Annotated in this window: 19 protein-coding genes; 4 read left to right on the plus strand and 15 right to left on the minus strand. The window is 70.9% G+C overall.

Features of this window, described 5'->3' with window-relative positions:
• Positions 1 to 42 precede the first annotated feature (42 nt).
• The 6 genes from der to ACWFR3_RS37430 all read right to left on the minus strand — a co-directional run bounded on the left by der (position 43) and on the right by ACWFR3_RS37430 (position 5,076).
• The gene (gene der / locus ACWFR3_RS37405; protein ID WP_453739158.1) at positions 43 to 1,515 is read right to left on the minus strand and encodes a ribosome biogenesis GTPase Der; all 1,473 of its coding nucleotides are present in this window, start codon (positions 1,513 to 1,515) and stop codon (positions 43 to 45) included.
• Between the two features lie 70 nt (positions 1,516 to 1,585).
• Complete coding sequence (locus ACWFR3_RS37410; protein WP_453739159.1) at positions 1,586 to 2,272, minus strand: lysophospholipid acyltransferase family protein; 687 nt, start codon at positions 2,270 to 2,272, stop codon at positions 1,586 to 1,588.
• Positions 2,230 to 2,931, minus strand: a complete 702-nt coding sequence (gene cmk, locus ACWFR3_RS37415; RefSeq protein ID WP_453739160.1) for a (d)CMP kinase — start codon at positions 2,929 to 2,931, stop codon at positions 2,230 to 2,232. Before cmk ends, ACWFR3_RS37410 begins: the two co-directional genes overlap by 43 nt.
• A gap of 112 nt (positions 2,932 to 3,043) precedes the next feature.
• The gene (locus ACWFR3_RS37420; protein WP_453739161.1) at positions 3,044 to 4,129 is read right to left on the minus strand and encodes a prephenate dehydrogenase; all 1,086 of its coding nucleotides are present in this window, start codon (positions 4,127 to 4,129) and stop codon (positions 3,044 to 3,046) included.
• Positions 4,126 to 4,488 (minus strand): chorismate mutase, encoded by a 363-nt coding sequence (aroH, locus tag ACWFR3_RS37425; RefSeq protein ID WP_453739162.1) that lies wholly within the window; start codon positions 4,486 to 4,488, stop codon positions 4,126 to 4,128. The genes ACWFR3_RS37420 and aroH overlap by 4 nt, the downstream gene beginning before the upstream one ends.
• A 132-nt stretch (positions 4,489 to 4,620) precedes the next feature.
• Positions 4,621 to 5,076 (minus strand): YidB family protein, encoded by a 456-nt coding sequence (locus ACWFR3_RS37430; RefSeq protein ID WP_453739163.1) that lies wholly within the window; start codon positions 5,074 to 5,076, stop codon positions 4,621 to 4,623.
• 187 nt (positions 5,077 to 5,263) lie between these two features.
• Here ACWFR3_RS37430 and ACWFR3_RS37435 point away from each other — a divergent pair, with 187 nt between their 5' ends.
• From ACWFR3_RS37435 to ACWFR3_RS37450, 4 genes are read left to right on the plus strand one after another with little or no spacing between them, the layout of a single operon-like run.
• Positions 5,264 to 5,944, plus strand: coding sequence for a hypothetical protein (locus tag ACWFR3_RS37435; protein WP_453739164.1), 681 nt, complete (start codon positions 5,264 to 5,266; stop codon positions 5,942 to 5,944).
• A 29-nt stretch (positions 5,945 to 5,973) separates the two neighbouring features.
• A complete protein-coding gene (locus tag ACWFR3_RS37440) occupies positions 5,974 to 6,567 on the plus strand; it encodes a DUF6529 family protein (RefSeq protein WP_453739165.1) in 594 nt (197 codons plus the stop codon).
• Entirely contained in the window at positions 6,564 to 7,031 is a 468-nt protein-coding gene (locus tag ACWFR3_RS37445) for a Rieske (2Fe-2S) protein (protein WP_453739166.1), read from the plus strand. Before ACWFR3_RS37440 ends, ACWFR3_RS37445 begins: the two co-directional genes overlap by 4 nt.
• Positions 7,032 to 7,053: 22 nt before the next feature.
• Positions 7,054 to 7,812 carry a nucleotidyltransferase domain-containing protein gene (locus tag ACWFR3_RS37450; protein ID WP_453739167.1) on the plus strand — a complete coding sequence of 253 codons (759 nt, stop codon included), beginning with the start codon at positions 7,054 to 7,056 and terminating at the stop codon, positions 7,810 to 7,812.
• Here ACWFR3_RS37450 and ACWFR3_RS37455 read toward each other — a convergent pair.
• The 9 genes from ACWFR3_RS37455 to ald form a co-directional block, all read right to left on the minus strand.
• Entirely contained in the window at positions 7,738 to 8,508 is a 771-nt protein-coding gene (locus tag ACWFR3_RS37455; protein WP_453739168.1) for a nucleotidyltransferase domain-containing protein, read from the minus strand. The genes ACWFR3_RS37450 and ACWFR3_RS37455 overlap by 75 nt on opposite strands.
• Before the next feature lie 3 nt (positions 8,509 to 8,511).
• The gene (locus tag ACWFR3_RS37460) at positions 8,512 to 9,513 is read right to left on the minus strand and encodes an ADP-ribosylglycohydrolase family protein (protein WP_453739169.1); all 1,002 of its coding nucleotides are present in this window, start codon (positions 9,511 to 9,513) and stop codon (positions 8,512 to 8,514) included.
• A complete protein-coding gene (locus ACWFR3_RS37465) occupies positions 9,510 to 10,247 on the minus strand; it encodes an NUDIX hydrolase (RefSeq protein WP_453739170.1) in 738 nt (245 codons plus the stop codon). The genes ACWFR3_RS37460 and ACWFR3_RS37465 overlap by 4 nt, the downstream gene beginning before the upstream one ends.
• A gap of 143 nt (positions 10,248 to 10,390) precedes the next feature.
• Complete coding sequence (locus ACWFR3_RS37470; protein WP_453739171.1) at positions 10,391 to 11,605, minus strand: pseudouridine synthase; 1,215 nt, start codon at positions 11,603 to 11,605, stop codon at positions 10,391 to 10,393.
• 10 nt (positions 11,606 to 11,615) lie between these two features.
• Entirely contained in the window at positions 11,616 to 12,272 is a 657-nt protein-coding gene (scpB, locus tag ACWFR3_RS37475) for an SMC-Scp complex subunit ScpB (RefSeq protein ID WP_453739172.1), read from the minus strand.
• Complete coding sequence (locus ACWFR3_RS37480) at positions 12,269 to 13,285, minus strand: segregation and condensation protein A (RefSeq protein WP_453739173.1); 1,017 nt, start codon at positions 13,283 to 13,285, stop codon at positions 12,269 to 12,271. The genes scpB and ACWFR3_RS37480 overlap by 4 nt, the downstream gene beginning before the upstream one ends.
• Before the next feature lie 17 nt (positions 13,286 to 13,302).
• Positions 13,303 to 13,902 (minus strand): hypothetical protein, encoded by a 600-nt coding sequence (locus tag ACWFR3_RS37485; protein ID WP_453739174.1) that lies wholly within the window; start codon positions 13,900 to 13,902, stop codon positions 13,303 to 13,305.
• Entirely contained in the window at positions 13,887 to 15,029 is a 1,143-nt protein-coding gene (locus tag ACWFR3_RS37490) for a ParA family protein (protein ID WP_453739175.1), read from the minus strand. The genes ACWFR3_RS37485 and ACWFR3_RS37490 overlap by 16 nt, the downstream gene beginning before the upstream one ends.
• A gap of 366 nt (positions 15,030 to 15,395) precedes the next feature.
• Positions 15,396 to 16,511, minus strand: coding sequence for an alanine dehydrogenase (gene ald / locus ACWFR3_RS37495; RefSeq protein WP_453739194.1), 1,116 nt, complete (start codon positions 16,509 to 16,511; stop codon positions 15,396 to 15,398).
• Between the last annotated feature and the right edge of the window lie 92 nt (positions 16,512 to 16,603).

The following is a 16,603-nucleotide window of genomic DNA, read 5'->3' on the forward strand; positions in this document are numbered from 1 at the left end:
TTCTTGAAGAAGGCGGGCCCCGGCCCATTGGTCCATCCGTGCCTACTTCTTGCGGCCGCGCTTCTCGCGCACCCGCACCGAGATGTGGATCGGCGTGCCGTCGAAGCCGAACTCCTCACGGAGCCTGCGCTCCACGAAGCGGCGGTAGCCGTGCTCGATGAAGCCGGAGGAGAAGAGCACGAACCGCGGCGGCTTCGTGCCCGCCTGCGTGCCGAAGAGGATGCGGGGCTGCTTGCCGCCGCGGATCGGGTGCGGGTGGGAGGCCACGAGCTCACCGAGGAAGGCGTTGAGCCGCCCGGTCGGTACGCGCGTCTCCCAGCCCGCGAGGGCCGTCTCGATCGCCGGGACGAGCTTCTCCATGTGGCGGCCGGTCTCGGCGGAGACGTTGACCCGCGGGGCCCACGCGACCTGGAGGAGCTCGGTCTCGATCTCCCGCTCCAGGTAGTAGCGGCGCTCCTCGTCGAGGGTGTCCCACTTGTTGTACGCCATGACGATGGCGCGGCCCGCCTCGACGGCCATCGTGACGATGCGCTGGTCCTGGACGCTGATCGACTCGCTCGCGTCGATCAGGATGACCGCGACCTCCGCCTTCTCGACGGCGGCGGCCGTGCGCAGCGAGGCGTAGTAGTCGGCGCCCTGCTGGAGGTGGACGCGCTTGCGGATGCCGGCGGTGTCCACGAACTTCCAGACGACGCCGCCGAGCTCGATCAGCTCGTCGACCGGGTCGCGGGTGGTGCCCGCGATCTCGTTGACGACCACGCGGTCCTCGTTCGCCACCTTGTTGAGCAGGGACGACTTGCCGACGTTCGGGCGGCCGATCAGCGCGATGCGGCGCGGGCCGCCGATGGCGGTGCCGAAGCTCGCCGCGGGCGCCTCGGGCAGGGCGTCGATGACGGCGTCCAGCATGTCGCCGGTGCCGCGGCCGTGCAGCGCGGAGACGGGGTACGGCTCGCCGAGGCCCAGGGCCCACAGGGCGGTGGCATCGGCCTCGCCGGACTGGCCGTCGACCTTGTTGGCGCACAGGACGACCGGCTTGCCGGACTTGCGGAGCAGCCGTACGACCGCTTCGTCGGTGTCGGTGGCGCCGACCGTGGCGTCCACGACGAAGACGACCGCGTCGGCCGCCTCGATCGCGTACTCCGCCTGCGCGGCCACGGACGCGTCGATGCCGAGGACGTCCTGCTCCCAGCCGCCCGTGTCGACGAGCCTGAAGCGGCGGCCCGCCCACTCGGCCTCGTACGTCACGCGGTCGCGGGTGACGCCCGGCTTGTCCTCGACGACGGCCTCGCGGCGGCCGATGATGCGGTTGACGAGGGTCGACTTGCCGACGTTCGGGCGGCCGACCACCGCGAGGGCGGGCAGCGGGCCGTGGCCGGCCTCTCCGATCGCGCCTTCGACGTCCTCGGCGTCGAAGCCTTCCTCCGCGGCGAGCTCCATGAACTCCGCGTACTCGGCATCGCCAAGCGCCCCGTGCTCGTGTGCAGCCGAGCCTTCGGGCTGGATCTGGTCGTTCATGAAGTCCGTACCTCTGTCGTATTCGTGATCGGTGGACCGCCTCGCGACGGGCCACTACTGAAAGTCTCGCTCAGTGCCCGGTCAGGCGCCTGGCGTCGTCCAGGTGAGCGGTGAGCCGCTCCTGGATGCGCACGGTCGCCTCGTCGAGCGCCTTGCGCGTGCGCCGTCCGCTGCCGTCGCCCGCTTCGAAGGGGTCTCCGAAGACGACGTCGACCCTGCTGCGCAGCGGGGGCAGCCCCTTTATCAACCGTCCGCGCTTCTCCGTGCTTCCCAGCACGGCGACCGGCACGATCGGCGCTCCGCTGCGTACGGCGAAGTAGGCGAGGCCGGAGCGCAGCGAGGCGAAGTCTCCCTCGCCCCTGGTGCCCTCGGGGAAGATCCCGAGAACGCCGCCGTCGGCGAGCACGCCGAGGGCCTTGGTGATCGCCGTGCGGTCGGCGATGTCCCGGTCCACCTTCACCTGCCCGATGCCGTGCAGGAAGCGGTCGAGGGGCCCGATGAACGCTTCCTTCTTGATGAGGAAGTGCGTCGGCCTGGGTGCCGTCCCCATCACCATCGGGCCGTCGACGTTGTGGGAGTGGTTCACGGCCAGGATCACCGGGCCGGTCGCGGGGACCTTCCAGGCGCCGAGGACGCGGGGCTTCCACAGGCCGTACATGAGGCCGACGCCGATGCGGCGGCCGACCTCCGCACCCCGTTCCGACGGCGCCGCGGTCACTTCGCCGCCCGCTTCTCCTCGACGAGGGTGACGACGCACTCGATGACCTGCTGCAGCGTGAGCTCGGTGGTGTCCACCTCGACGGCGTCGCCGGCCTTGGCCAGCGGGGACGTCTTGCGGCTCGAGTCGGCGGTGTCCCGCTTGATGAGCGCCTCACGGGTGGCGGCGACGTCCGCGCCCTTGAGCTCGCCGCTGCGGCGGGCCGCGCGGGCCTCGGGCGAGGCCGTGAGGAAGATCTTCAGGTCGGCGTCGGGCAGGACGGTCGTACCGATGTCACGCCCCTCGACGACGATGCCCTTCTCGGCGGAGGCGGCGATGGTGCGCTGCAGCTCCGTGATCCGGGAACGCACCTCGGGGACGGCGCTGACGGCGCTGACCTTCGAGGTGACCTCGGTGGTGCGGATCGGCCCGGCGACGTCCGTGCCGTCGACCGTGATGGTCGGGGCGAGCGGGTCGGTGCCGGAGATGATCTCGGGCTTGCCCGCGACCGCGGCGATGGCGGTGGGGTCCGAAAGCTCTATGCCGTTGTGGACCATCCACCAGGTGATCGCGCGGTACTGGGCGCCGGTGTCCAGGTAGCTGAGGCCGAGCTGGGCGGCGACGGCCTTCGAGGTGCTCGACTTGCCCGTGCCGGAGGGCCCGTCGATGGCGACGATCACTGCTGCGGGCGCCGAACCGGCGGTTTCCACGGTTTCCACGGGGTGCGGACACCTTTCTCAGGACGCGGGGCAGGGAAGCGGGGCGCAGACACGCCCCGCACAAGGTTACTGGCTCCCGCGCGCACCTCTTACTGCCGGATGCCCCGGGCCTTTACTGCCGGATCGCCCAGCCCCGCTCCTGCAGCGCCGCGGTGAGCACCGGGACCGCCTTCGGCTCCACCATCAGCTGCATGAGGCCCATCTGCTGGCCCGTCGCGTGCTCGATGCGCACGTCCTCGATGTTCACCCCGGCCCGGTCCGCGTCGGCGAAGATCCTCGCCAGCTGACCCGGCTGGTCGTCGATGAGCACCGCGACGACCTCGTACGTCGTCGGGGCGGCGCCGTGCTTGCCGGGCACCCGGATCTGGCCCGCGTTCCCGCGGCGCAGCATGCTCTCGACGCCCTCGGCGCCCTCGCGCCGCTTGACCTCGTCCGCCGACTGCAGGGCCCGCAGTGCCGTCACCGTCTCGTCGAGGTCGGTGGCGACGGCGGCCAGCAGGTCGGCGACGGGGCCGGGGTTGGCCGACAGGATGTCGATCCACATGCCGGGGTCCGACGCGGCGATGCGCGTGACGTCGCGGATGCCCTGTCCGCACAGGCGCACCGCCGTCTCCTCGGCGTTCTCCAGGCGGGCGGCGACCATGCTGGAGACCAGGTGCGGCATGTGCGAGACGAGCGCGACGGCGCGGTCGTGCGCGTCGGCGTCCATGACGACCGGCACGCCGCGGCAGAGGGCAACCAGCTCCAGGGCGAGGTTGAGGACCTCGGTGTCGGTGTCGCGGGTGGGCGTGAGGACCCAGGGCCGTCCCTCGAAGAGGTCGGCGGTGCCGGCGAGGGGGCCGCTGCGCTCGCGCCCGGACATGGGGTGCGTGCCGATGTACGGGGTGAGGTCGATGCCGAGGGCTTCGAGCTCCCGGCGCGGACTGCCCTTGACGCTCGCCACGTCGAGGTAGCCGCGGGCCACGTCGCGCCGCATGACGTCGGCCAGGGTCGCGGCGACATGCGCGGGCGGCACGGCGACGACGCACAGGTCGACCCGTCCCTCGGGCGCCTCGTCGGTGCCCGCGCCGAGCCCGGCCGCCGTGCGGGCCTGGTCGGGGTCGTGGTCGGCGAGGTGCACGGCCACGCCGCGCGAGGCCAGGGCCAGGGCGGCGGAGGTGCCGATCAGGCCGGTGCCGATGACGAGGGCGGTTCTCACTGGGCGATGTCCTTGCGCAGGGTGGCCGCGGCGCCGAGGTAGACGTGCGTGATCTCGGAGCGGGGCTTCTCGGACTCTATGTGCGCGAGGACGCGGACGACCCGCGGCATGGCGCCCTCGATCTGGAGCTCCTGGGCGCAGATCAGCGGGACGTCCACGATGCCGAGCCTGCGGGCCGCCGCCGCGGGGAAGTCGCTGTGCAGATCGGGCGTCGCGGTGAACCAGATGCTGATCAGGTCCTCCTGACTCAGCCCGTTCCGCTCGATGATGGCGGTGAGCAGCTCGCTGACCTGCTCGTCCATGTGGTCGGCCGCGTCCCGCTCCAGTTGGACTGCGCCCCGGACCGCTCGTACCGCCACAGTGCTGCTCCTCGCTCGCGTACGTACGACTGATGTACCGACAAGGGTAATCAGGCCCCCGGGGACGAGTGCGCGGCGCCCGCCTGCCGAGACGGACGCCGCGTGCCGCACCGTGGCGGGGTCACGGAGGGGTCAGAGCCGCTGGTCCTTGATGATGTCCTCCAGCGAGCCGGACGGGACCTGCCCTTCCGGAGTCAGCTGGTCGACGGCCTGCGGCAGCTGCTGCGCGATCTGGTCGGCGGCCTCGTCACGGCTGATGCCCGCCTCGTTCGCGACCTTGTCCAGGGTCTCGTCGGGGACGGCCTGTTTGACGTGGTCCGGGCTCAGCGACTGGTTGTCGCCCTTGCCGACCCAGGAGTCGAGCTGGTCCTGGTTGACCAGGCCCGACTTCGTGATCATGTCAAGGAGACCGCCCAGCGGATTGCTGCCGGCCGAGCCGCCCTGGCCGCTGTTCGCGCCGCCGCCGAGGAGGCCGCCCAGGAGCGAGCCGAGGATGTTGCCGCCCGCGGAGTTCCCCAGGTCTCCCTGGCCCTTCTGGCCGCCGCCGAGGAGACCGCCGAGAAGGCTTCCCAGATCGTTACCCGCCATGGTCGCGCCTTTCGAGTGAGTGGCCGGGCCGGCGCATCGGGGGCGCGGGCCTCAGACCCTGTCAATGTCACCCGAATCGCCCCCTGTCGCCACTTGGGCCGATTGGTGGGCGTTCAACTATGGACGCCGGGGCACGGGTCCGCTTGCATGGAGGGGCCGTCACGGCCCACGCCTCGGGGGAGGCCGCATGAAGCGCTCGGGACCGCTGTACACGCTTCTGGGGGGACTGCTGCTCGCCCTGTTCATGCTGTCGCTCAACGCGACGACAGGGGAGGGCAATTCGTCGTACGGGAAGGACTCGCCCGGCGCCGCGTCGCCGGCGCCGGAGCCCTCGTCCGCGAAGCCCGGCAAGAGCACGCCCGCGCCCACCGAGAGCCCGTCCGAGAGCCCGTCCAAGAGGCCGGCCGGGAAATCCGAGTACGCGGGCCGCACGGCCGACGACGCCGCCGCGGTCTCCGTCTCGATCCGTGACGACAAGGCCATCGCCTACTACTGCAACGGCCGTGACGCCGAGTCCTGGCTCAAGGGCAACGTCGAGGACGACGGCTCCATGCGCCTGACCGGCAAGAACGGCGCGAAGCTGGACGCGACCCTCGCCGACAACGCCGTCACCGGCAAGGTCGAGATCAACAAGCAGCCGCGGGACTTCACCGCCGCCAGGGCGAAGAAGCCCTCCGGCCTGTACCGCGCGACCACCGAGGTGCGCGGCGCCGAGATCGACGGCGGCTGGATCGTCCTGCCCGACGGCCGGCAGGTCGGAATCCTCAAGGAGGACGGCAAGGCGCAGCCGGCCCCCCGCCTCGACCCGGAGACCGGCGCCGTCCCGTTCGACGGCGGCGAGCTTACCGCCCGCCCCGTCGTGCCCTGACCCCGCTCCGCCCCGACCAGGGAGCCGCCATGAGCGTCGACCCGAACGCCGCAACGCAGGGCGCCTTCGGCCCGCCACCCGGTGCGGGTGACCACGGCCGCCCGCACCCCGCCCGCTACCTCGTCCCCGCTCTGGTCGCCGCGGCCGTCGCGGTGGGCCTTGGGGTGTACGGCAAGACGCACGACCCCGAGGGCACGGCCTTCAACCTCGCCGGGTTCAGCAGCACGAGCGCGGTCAAGGCCTGGCTGGGCACGACGGCGTTCGCCTTCGCCCTGGTCCAGATCGTCTCGGCGCTCATGGTGTACGGACGCCTGCCGGGACGGTCCTGGGCCTCGGTGCTGCACCGCTGGTCGGGCCGGATCGCGTTCCTGGTGTCGGTCCCCGTGGCGGTCCACTGTCTCTACGCCCTCGGCTACCAGACGTACTCGACGCGGGTGATGTGGCACTCGCTGCTCGGCTGCTTCTTCTTCGGCGCGTTCAGCGCCAAGATGCTGCTGCTGCGCTCGGAGAAGCTGCCCGGCTGGCTGCTCCCGGTCGTCGGCGGCCTGGTCTTCGTGGTCCTCACCGTCGTCTGGTGGACGTCGGCGCTGTGGTTCTTCCGTACGTTCGGGGTGACGACATGAGCGGCACACGGCCTTCCCGGCGCGTCATCCTCGCCGCGGGCGGCGCGGTCGCGCTGACCGCCGGATGCAGCAAGTACGGCGACGAGGGCGCGGACCCCGAGCCGCCGAAGTCGCAGCCGCCCGCGGCCACGTCCTCGCCGTCGAAGTCGGGCGGGAAGGACAAGGCGCCCCCCGAGGCGGAGGAGCTGGCCAGGACCTCCGACATCCCGGTCGGCGGCGGCAAGGTCATCAAGGAGAAGAAGATCGTCGTGACCCAGCCGGAGAAGGGCGAGTTCAAGGCCTTCTCGGCGGTCTGCACCCACCAGGGGTGCACGGTCAACGAAGTCGCGGACGGCACGATCAACTGTCCCTGCCACGGCAGCAAGTACAACGTGGCGGACGCTTCGGTGGCGGGCGGCCCCGCGCCACGCCCGCTCCCCCCGCAGAAGATCGCGGTCACCGGAAATTCGATCACCCTCGCCTAGTCCGTGGCCGTACGCTCCCCGCATGCACAGCCCCAGTGACCCGGACCTCGATCTCGTACGCGACCACACCGTCTATGCCTGCGTGATGGGCTCGCGCGCCTTCGGCCTGGCCACGGACGACAGCGACACCGACCGCAGGGGCGTCTTCCTGGCCCCCACCCCGCTTTTCTGGCGCTTCGAGAAGCCGCCCACGCACGTGGAAGGGCCGGCGGAGGAGCAGTTCAGCTGGGAGCTTGAGCGCTTCTGCGAGCTGGCCCTGCGCGCCAACCCGAACATCCTGGAGTGCCTGCACTCCCCTTTGGTGGAACACGTCACGGACACCGGCCGCGAACTCCTCGCCCTGCGGGACGCGTTCCTCTCCCGCCACGCGCACGACACGTTCGCCCGCTACGCGCTGGGCCAGCACAAGAAGCTCGAAGCGGACGTACGCCTGCACGGCGCGCCCCGCTGGAAGCACGCCATGCACCTTTTGCGCCTCCTGACGAGCTGCCGCGACCTCCTGCGCACCGGCAGCCTGACGATCGACGTCGGCGACGACCGCGAGCCGCTGCTCGCGGTCAGGCGGGGCGAGGTGTCCTGGCGGGAGGTCGAGTCCTGGATGCGACGCCTCGCGCAGGAGGCGGACAAGGCGGCCGCCCGCAGTCCGCTGCCCGCCGAGCCGGACCGGCAGCGGGTGGCGGACTTCCTGTTCCGCGCGCGCCGGGCGTCAGCCCTTGAGCCGCACCCGGACGACGAGATCGTGCAGGGCGTCGAACGCGCGGTGGGCCCCGGGAAGCCCTGAGCCCGCCTGCGCCTCGTCGAGGCCGGTGTGCAGCCGCTCCACGTCGGCGGCCACGCGCGCGTGCTCCACGTCGGCGCCGCCGTGCTCGGCATCGCGCTTGGCCGTGACGAGGTCCGGCAGATACGCGGGGGCCACCGAGCCGCCCGTCTCCCCCACGAGCGTGGGCAGATGGGCGATCACACGGCCGCTGCGCATCAGGTGGATCCCGGTCAGCAGTGCGCGGAAGGTGTAGAGCAGCGGCTTGAGCTCGCCGTTCTTCTCGAAGAGCCGCCACTGGGTCCTGGCGAAGCCCCGGTAGTGGTGGGCGTGATGGCTGGTGAGGACGGTGGGCGCGAGCGAGACGAGCTCCGCGTGGACGTCCGTCGTGTGCGCCACCAGGGGCGAGAGGAGCTGCTCAAGGACGTAGCCGTTGTGCCGCAGCATCAGCCGCACGAACTTGCGCAGGTCGTGCGTGACGAGGTCCATCTCCACGCCCTTGTGGTCCCACATCTGCGAGCGGGTCTCCTCCGGCTCCCCCAGTCCCACCAGGTCGTCCACCGGCAGCAGATGCACCCCGCGCAGGTCCACGTCGGAGTCGCGGGACGGGAATCCGTAGAGGTGCGCCCCGGAGACCGTCGCGAACAGCAGCGGGTCCGCCTGCTCCGCCGCGACGGAAGCGAGTTCGGCGTAGAGGTCCGGGCCCAGGTCGACAGTCATGGCCTAAGAATCCCAGAGCGCCCCGAGTTCAAGGAGCTCCGGCCGGTACTCGATCCGCTCGGCCCACTCGGCGGGCCAGACGTCGGCGCCCAGATGGGCACCCGCGAACGCGCCGGCCAGGCAGGCGATCGAGTCGGAGTCGCCCGAGGTACAGGCCGCCCGGCGCAGGGCGGTGACGGGCTCGTCGGGGAACATCAGGAAGCACAGCAGACCGGTGGCGAGCGCCTCTTCGGCTATCCAGCCCGCGCCGGTGGCCAGGCAGGGATCGGTCTCCGGGTTGGCGTCGCGCACCGCTGCCGCCAGGCGTTCCAGGATCGCGAGGCATTCGTCCCAGCCGCGCGTGATGAAGTGCTCGGGCGTCGGGTCCTGGGAGCGGGTCCACAGGTCGCCGAGCCAGTCGTGGCGGTAGCGGGTGCGGTTCTCGATGGCGTACGAGCGGAGCAGGCCGACCAGTCCCATCGGCTCCGCGCCTTCGGCGAGCAGCTTGACCGCGTACGCGGTGAGGTCGCTCGCGGCGAGCGCGGTGGGGTGGCCGTGGGTGAGGGCGGACTGCAGCTGGGCGGCGCCGGACCGCTGGTCGTCGCCGAGGCCGGGGACGAGCCCGACGGGCGCGACGCGCATGTTGGCGCCGCATCCCTTGGAGTGCACCTGGCTGGCCTCCTCCCACGGCTTGCCCGTCTTGAGGAGATAGCAGGCCTTCATGCAGGTGTTGCCGGGCGCGCGGTTGTTCTCCGGCGACTGGTACCACTCCACGAACTCCTCGCGCACCGGCCGCTCCAGCCGCTTGGGCACGAGCAGCCCTCGCCCCATGGCGGTACGCAGGCCGCGGCCGAGCGCCAGCGTCATCTGGGTGTCGTCCGTGACGATCGCGGGCCGGGGCAGCTCCATCTCGCGCCAGGGCCCGCACTTGGCGAGGATCGACGGCACGTCGTTGAACTCGGTCGGGAAACCGAGCGCGTCCCCGAGGGCGAGACCGATCAGGGATCCGGTGGCGGCACGCTTCATGAGGGCTGTCCTTCCGAGGAGGGCTTCGAGACGGCTGCGGGGCGGAGCAGGGGCGGGTGCAGGGCGGTGGCCGGGCCCGCCCGGTAGAGGGCCGCCGGTTTGCCCCGGCCGCCGGTCAGGCGCGCGGCGCCGGGGATCGCCTCGACGAAGCCGGGGGTGCCGAGCACCTTGCGCCGGAAGTTGGCCGGGTCGAGATCGGCGGCCCACACCGTCTCGTAGACCTGCCGGAGCTCGCCGAGCGTGAACTCGGGCGGGCAGAAGGCAGTGGCCAGGCCGGTGTACTCGAACTTGGCGCAGACCCGGTCGTGGGCGTCGGCCAGGATCAGGTCGTGGTCGAAGGCGAGCGGCCCCCGGCTGCCGTACGGCAGCCACTCCGCGCGGGCGGCGTCACTGCCGGCGTGCACCGCGGGCGGATCGGGGACGAGCGCGGCGAAGGCGACCGAGACGACGCGCATCCGCGGATCGCGGTCCGGTGCGCTGTAGGTGCGCAGCTGCTCCAGGTGGAGCCCCGCGCTGTCCGTGAGCCCGGTCTCCTCGGCGAGCTCGCGTCCCGCCGCGGTCTCGGCGGACTCGTCGGGCAGCACGAATCCGCCGGGCAGCGCCCAGTGTCCCGCGTACGGCTCCTGGCCGCGCTCGACGAGCAGCACGTGCAGGCGGCCCGCGCGGACGGTGAAGACGGCCAGGTCGACGGTGACGGCGAACGGCTCGAACGCGTACTTGTCGTAGCCCTGCATGACCCCCCCTCCCTTTATGGTCAGCACGACTATAAATGTGGCGGGACGAGCTCCGCAAGGCGCAAAAAGGCGGCCGGCCCCTGCGGAAACAGGGACCGGCCGCCTTCGCCGGGCTCAGACCCGGACTTGAAACTCGGACTCGCCTAGAGGTCGACTTCCTGCATCAGCATGCCGACCTCGGTGTTGGACAGCCTGCGCAGCCATCCCGACTTCTGGTCGCCCAGCGTGATCGGCCCGAAGGACGTCCGCACCAGCTTGTCGACCGGGAAACCGGCCTCGGCGAGCATGCGGCGCACGATGTGCTTGCGGCCCTCGTGCAGCGTCACCTCGACCAGGTAGTTCTTGCCGGTCTGCTCGACGACGCGGAAGTGGTCCGCGCGGGCGTACCCGTCCTCGAGCTGGATGCCGTCCTTGAGCTGCTTGCCCAGGTCACGCGGGATCGGGCCGACGATGTGCGCGAGGTAGACCTTCTTCACGCCGTACTTCGGGTGCGTGAGGCGGTGGGCCAGCTCACCGTGGTTGGTGAGCAGGATGACGCCCTCGGTCTCGGTGTCCAGACGCCCCACGTGGAAGAGCCGCGTCTCGCGGTTGGTCACGTAGTCGCCCAGGCACTGGCGTCCCTCGTTGTCCTCCATGGTGGAGACGACACCGGCGGGCTTGTTCAGCGAGAAGAACTGGTACGACTGGGTGGCGACCGTCAGGCCGTCGACCTTGATCTCGTCCTTCTCGGGGTCGACACGCAGCCCCTGCTCCATGACGATCTCGCCGTTGACCTCGACACGCGCCTCGTCGACCAGCTCCTCGCAGGCGCGGCGCGAGCCGTAGCCCGCACGGGCGAGGATCTTCTGCAGGCGCTCGCCCTCCTGCTCGGCGCCGGGGAAGGTCTTGGGCGTGCTCACCTTCGGCTTGCCCGCGTAACGCTCGCGGTTGCGCTCTTCCTGCCGCGCGTCGTACTCACGGGACGTCGCGGGAGCTCCCGCACCGCGCCGGGCGCCCTTGGCCTGACCCTGGGGCGCCCTGGGGCCGCCCTTGGCACCGCCGCGCGCGGAGGCGCCGCGTCCGGACTTCGGGCCGTCCTGGTTGCCGCCGGGGCCCACGTCGTAGCGACGCTCCTCGGGGCGCGGATTCTTCGGCCTGCTCGGCCTGTCGTCGCGCTTGTCGTCGCGCCGGTCGTCGCGCCGGTCGTCCCGGCTGTTGCCGGAACCCCGGTAGTCGCGGCCACCGCCGCTGCCGCGACCGCCGCCGCTGCCACGACCACCGCTGCCGCTGCGACCACCGCTGCTGCCACGGCTGCCGCTGTTGCCACCACGGCTCCCGCCGTTGTTTCCGCTGCTGTTCCTGCCGTTGCTGCTTCGCATCAAATTTCCGTTAGTCGGCTGTGTCCTGTGTGTACTCGTAACCCGGCGCATCGGGTGCGTCCGGATCGAACGACGGTACGCCTTCCAGCGTGTCGGCCTCGATCGCCTCCGCCTCGGGGAGGAAGGGCGCGAGCTCCGGGAGCTCGTCCAGGCCGCGCAGGCCCATCCGCTCCAGAAAGTAGTTCGTCGTCCTGTACAGGATCGCACCTGTTTCGGGTTCCGCGCCCGCCTCCTCCACCAGACCCCTCTGGAGAAGCGTCCGCATCACCCCGTCACAGTTCACTCCGCGCACCGCGGAGACCCGCGACCGGCTGACCGGCTGGCGGTACGAGACGACCGCGAGGGTCTCCAGGGCCGCCTGGGTGAGGCGCGCCTGCTGCCCGTCGAGGACGAAGCGCTCGACGGCGGCGGAGTACTCGGGCCGCGTGTAGAACCGCCAGCCGCCCGCCACGAGCCGCAGCTCGAAGCCCCTGCGCTGCACGGTGTACTCGTCGGCCAGCTCCCGCACGGCGTCGGCGATCTGCCGCCGGGGCCGGTCGAGGATCTTGGCGAGGTGCTCCTCGGTCGCCGGTTCGTCGACGACCATGAGGACGGCCTCCAGGGCGGGCCGCAGCTCCAGATCGGCGACGGCGCCCGCCAGGTCTCCCGCAGGGCTCTCCACGCTCATGTGGCCTTCTCCTCACTCACCGGCTCCGGGGCGCGGTCGAACTCGTCGGTCACCGTCGGCTGCCCGTCACCGTCCGCGCCGGTCCACCGCACCATGAGCTCGCCCAGGGCCTCGTCCTGGTCCAGCTCCACGGCCTTCTCGCGGTACAGCTCCAGGAGCGCCAGGAAGCGGGCGACGACGGTGAGGGTGTCCCCCGCGTCCTCGACGAGCACCTGGAAGCTGGCCTCGCCCCGCTCCCGGAGCCGGGCCACGACCACCCCGGCCTGCTCCTGCACGGAGACCAGCGGGGCATGGATGTGATCGACGTACACCTGGGGCTTGGCCCGCGGCTGCATCGCCTTCACGGCGAGCGCGGCGAACCCCGCGGCGCCGATGCTGATGACGACCTCGGGAAGGAGTTCGGCGTGGTGGGCCTCCAGGCCCACCGTGCGCGGATAGCGCCGCGCCTCCTCGTCGAGCCGCCCGCTGAAGATGTCGGCGATCTGCTTGTACGCGCGGTACTGCAGCAGCCGCGCGAAGAGCAGGTCCCGCGCTTCGAGCAGCGCCAGATCCGCCTCGTCCTCGACCTCGGCGGAGGGCAGGAGCCGGGCCGCCTTGAGGTCGAGCAGGGTGGCGGCGACCACGAGGAACTCGGTGGTCTGATCCAGGTCCCAGTCGGGCCCCATGGCGCGGATGTGCGCCATGAACTCGTCGGTCACCGTGGACAGCGCGACTTCGGTGACGTCCATCTTGTGCTTCGAGATGAGCTGGAGCAGCAGATCGAAGGGGCCTTCGAAGTTCGCGAGACGGACCTTGAACCTGCCGTCGTCAGCTTCGGGCGGCGCCTCGGCCCCGGACGGCGACTCCGCCTCGGGCTCAGGGTCGCGGACCGGTTCCGGTTCCGGTTCCGGCTCACGGATCGGCTCCGGTTCCGGCTCGCGGATCGGCTCCGGCTCCGGCGCGGGCTCCGCGCCGGGCCCGCGCCCCAGCGCACGCCGACGGGCGGCCGGTGCGGAATCGTCGTTCAGGGGCATCGGCGGGAACGCTACCGCTACCGCCCGCGCAGCCGTCGTACGAGAATGCTCGCGTCCCCGCGGGACTCAAGATCCGCGAGTACGACGGCCACCGCCTCGCGGACGATGCGTCCTCGGTCGACCGCGAGACCGTGCTCGCCCCGCAGGACGAGACGCGCGTGCTCGAGGTCCATCAGCTCCTCGGCGGAGACGTACACGGTGATCTTCTCGTCGTGCCGCTCGCGCCCGCTGGGCCGCCGGTTGGCCGCCCGCGCGCGCCGCCGTGCCTGTGCCGTGGAGGAGGAGTTCGCGGACCGGCCGCCGCCGCTCTGTGCCGCGGCGCCTTCCTGGCCCCGGCCGGGACCGCGCCCGTCCTTCTCCGCGTCGGCGGCGGCCGACCGGCTGCGGGACTCGCCCGACTCCGCGTCGGCGGCGCCGTGTTCGGCGGTGTCCCCGCCGTCCTGCGGCGTGACTTTGCCGTGCGCGTCGACGGCGGCGGCGTCGTCGCTCTCACCCGCGGGCGCGGGCACCCGTGCCTCGCCGTTGGTCTGGCGTCGCGGGGACGACGACTGCAGCGCCATCCCCCCGGTCGTACGGAACAGTTCGTCGGCCCCCGGCAGACTCACTCGGCGTGACACCGGGCGAGCACCTCCCTGGCGAGCTGGCGATAAGCGGCAGCGCCGACCGAGTTCGATGCGTACGTCGTGATCGGCTCACCGGCGACCGTGGTCTCCGGGAAGCGGACCGTGCGTCCGATCACCGTGTGGTAGACGTGATCGTCGAAGGCCTCGACCACCCGCGCGAGCACCTCACGGCTGTGCACCGTGCGGGAGTCGTACATGGTGGCCAGGATGCCGTCGAGCTCCAGGTCGGGGTTGAGCCGCTCCTGGACCTTCTCGATGGTCTCCGTCAGCAGGGCCACACCGCGCAGCGCGAAGAACTCGCACTCGAGCGGCACTATCACCTTGTGAGCCGCCGTCAGGGCGTTCACGGTGAGCAGGCCGAGCGAGGGCTGACAGTCGATCACGATGTAGTCGTAGTCCTGCATCAGCGGCTTCAGCGCCCGCTGCAGCGTGGACTCGCGCGCGACCTCGCTCACCAGCTGCACCTCGGCGGCCGACAAGTCGATGTTGCTGGGCAGCAGGTCCATGTTCGGGACCGCCGTCTTCAGCAGCACCTCGTCCGCGGACATGCCCCGCTCCATGAGCAGGTTGTAGACCGTGAGGTCCAGCTCCATCGGGTTCACCCCGAGGCCCACGGAAAGGGCGCCCTGCGGGTCGAAGTCGACGAGCAGGACCCGGCGTCCGTACTCCGCGAGCGCGGCACCCAGGTTGATGGTCGACGTCGTCTTGCCCACGCCGCCCTTCTGGTTGCACATCGCGATGATCTTCGCGGGACCGTGATCGGTCAGCGGACCCGGGATCGGGAAGTACGGCAGCGGGCGTCCCGTGGGACCGATGCGCTCACGGCGCTGACGGGCCGCGTCCGGGGCCAGCGTGGCCGCGTACTCGGGATCGGGCTCGTACTCGGCGTCAGGGTCGTAGAAGTGCCCCTGGGGCAGTTCCTCGTAGTCGGCGAGTTGGGTGTGGGTGGTGTTCTCGCCACTCCGGTCGCCGGCCATGGCGTTCACGTGATGGCCATCCATGCTCTGGGGTGCAGACGTTGTCGGCTGTGTCTGCGGGGGGTTCTGGCGGGCTGCGAAGGTGCGGACAGCGACGGAGCCGACGGCCTCGAGCCCCACGGGTCCTTGGCCGCGCTCAGACATTCCTGGTTGACCACCCCCGGGAGCAAATGTCGACTCATTCACAAGTCGTCTTACCTCCTTGGTGACCAGGAAATTTCTCGATAGGTCAGCGTGGCACCATGCCGACGATTGGCGACTCTATGGCGTGTCACCGCTCCGCAGCAACACAATCCGCCGGACCCGGCCCGATGTGTCGGCAATCGAACGCCCCCATGTCAAGGGTGTCCGAGGTGCCGTCGGCATAATTCAGGGGGGCGCGAATCGGTTAAAGGGTTACGTTCAAGGCGAGTTGACCATGTCCACGGACATACACATACGGCCGGACCTCTCTCAAGGTCCGGCCGTGGGCGTGAGATTGACGACTTTCGTTGACGAAAGCGGTCGGGATCAGCCGATGAGCGCCTCGAGCTCGACGTGCTCCAGGCCGTGCGACTCGGCGACCTCCTTGTAAACGACCTTGCCGTCATGGGTGTTGAGACCCAGGGCGAGCGCCTTGTCACGGCGCAGCGCCTCGGCCCAGCCGCGGTTCGCCAGCTCGACGATGTACGGCATGGTCGCGTTGGTCAGCGCGAACGTCGAGGTGTTGGGCACCGCGCCGGGCATGTTGGCGACGCAGTAGAACACGGAGTTGTGGACCGGGAAGGTCGGCTCGGCGTGCGTCGTCGGGTGCGAGTCCTCGAAGCAGCCGCCCTGGTCGATCGCGATGTCGACAAGGACACTTCCCGGCTTCATCCGCGAGACGAGCTCGTTGGTGACCAGCTTGGGGGCCTTGGCACCCGGGATGAGGACGGCGCCGATGACGAGGTCGGCCTCGATGCAGGCCTTCTCGAGCTCGAAGGCGTTGGAGACGACGGTCTGGATCTTCGTGCCGAAGATCTTGTCCGCCTCCTTGAGCTTGTTGATGTCCTTGTCGAGCAGGGTCACGTGGAAGCCCATGCCGATGGCGATCTGCATGGCGTTCCAGCCGGAGACGCCGCCGCCGATGACGACGGCCTTGCCGGCCGCGACACCGGGGACACCGCCGGGCAGGACACCGCGGCCGCCGTTGGCGGCCATCAGGTGGTAGGCGCCGACCTGCGGGGCGAGGCGGCCCGCGACCTCGGACATCGGGGCGAGCAGCGGGAGCGCGCGGTTGGCGGTCTCGACGGTCTCGTACGCGATGGCGGTGGTGCCGGACTCCAGGAGCGCGTCCGTGCACTCCTTGGAGGCGGCCAGGTGCAGGTAGGTGAAGAGGGTCTGGTCCTTGCGGAGGCGGTGGTACTCCTCCGCGATGGGCTCCTTGACCTTCAGGAGGAGGTCGGCGGTGGCCCAGACCTCGTCGGCGGTGTCCAGGATGACGGCGCCCGCGGAGACGTACTCCGCGTCCGTGATCGAGGAGCCGACACCGGCATCACGCTCGATGACGACCTGGTGGCCGTGGCGCACCAGCTCGTGCACACCGGCGGGGGTGATGGCCACCCGGAACTCGTTGTTCTTGACCTCGCGGGGGATGCCGACCTTCACGTCGATCACGGTCCTCTTGGCTCAGGGATTTTACGGGCAATGCGTTACATACCGATACACAAGAGGGCGCATCGGAGACACCACGGAAGTAC

This window comes from Streptomyces sp. NPDC055189, from assembly GCF_053606765.1.

What these genes read in the sequence shown, in the direction of transcription:
- der (WP_453739158.1), bottom strand. Translation starts at nt 1,515, where the DNA reads ATGAACGACCAGATCCAGCCCGAAGGCTCGGCTGCACACGAGCACGGG.
- ACWFR3_RS37430 (WP_453739163.1), bottom strand. Translation starts at nt 5,076, where the DNA reads ATGGCGGGTAACGATCTGGGAAGCCTTCTCGGCGGTCTCCTCGGCGGC.
- ACWFR3_RS37435 (WP_453739164.1), top strand. Translation starts at nt 5,264, where the DNA reads ATGAAGCGCTCGGGACCGCTGTACACGCTTCTGGGGGGACTGCTGCTC.
- ACWFR3_RS37440 (WP_453739165.1), top strand. Translation starts at nt 5,974, where the DNA reads ATGAGCGTCGACCCGAACGCCGCAACGCAGGGCGCCTTCGGCCCGCCA.
- ACWFR3_RS37445 (WP_453739166.1), top strand. Translation starts at nt 6,564, where the DNA reads ATGAGCGGCACACGGCCTTCCCGGCGCGTCATCCTCGCCGCGGGCGGC.
- ACWFR3_RS37450 (WP_453739167.1), top strand. Translation starts at nt 7,054, where the DNA reads ATGCACAGCCCCAGTGACCCGGACCTCGATCTCGTACGCGACCACACC.
- ACWFR3_RS37455 (WP_453739168.1), bottom strand. Translation starts at nt 8,508, where the DNA reads ATGACTGTCGACCTGGGCCCGGACCTCTACGCCGAACTCGCTTCCGTC.
- ACWFR3_RS37460 (WP_453739169.1), bottom strand. Translation starts at nt 9,513, where the DNA reads ATGAAGCGTGCCGCCACCGGATCCCTGATCGGTCTCGCCCTCGGGGAC.
- ACWFR3_RS37465 (WP_453739170.1), bottom strand. Translation starts at nt 10,247, where the DNA reads ATGCAGGGCTACGACAAGTACGCGTTCGAGCCGTTCGCCGTCACCGTC.
- ACWFR3_RS37470 (WP_453739171.1), bottom strand. Translation starts at nt 11,605, where the DNA reads ATGCGAAGCAGCAACGGCAGGAACAGCAGCGGAAACAACGGCGGGAGC.
- scpB (WP_453739172.1), bottom strand. Translation starts at nt 12,272, where the DNA reads ATGAGCGTGGAGAGCCCTGCGGGAGACCTGGCGGGCGCCGTCGCCGAT.
- ACWFR3_RS37480 (WP_453739173.1), bottom strand. Translation starts at nt 13,285, where the DNA reads ATGCCCCTGAACGACGATTCCGCACCGGCCGCCCGTCGGCGTGCGCTG.
- ACWFR3_RS37490 (WP_453739175.1), bottom strand. Translation starts at nt 15,029, where the DNA reads ATGTCTGAGCGCGGCCAAGGACCCGTGGGGCTCGAGGCCGTCGGCTCC.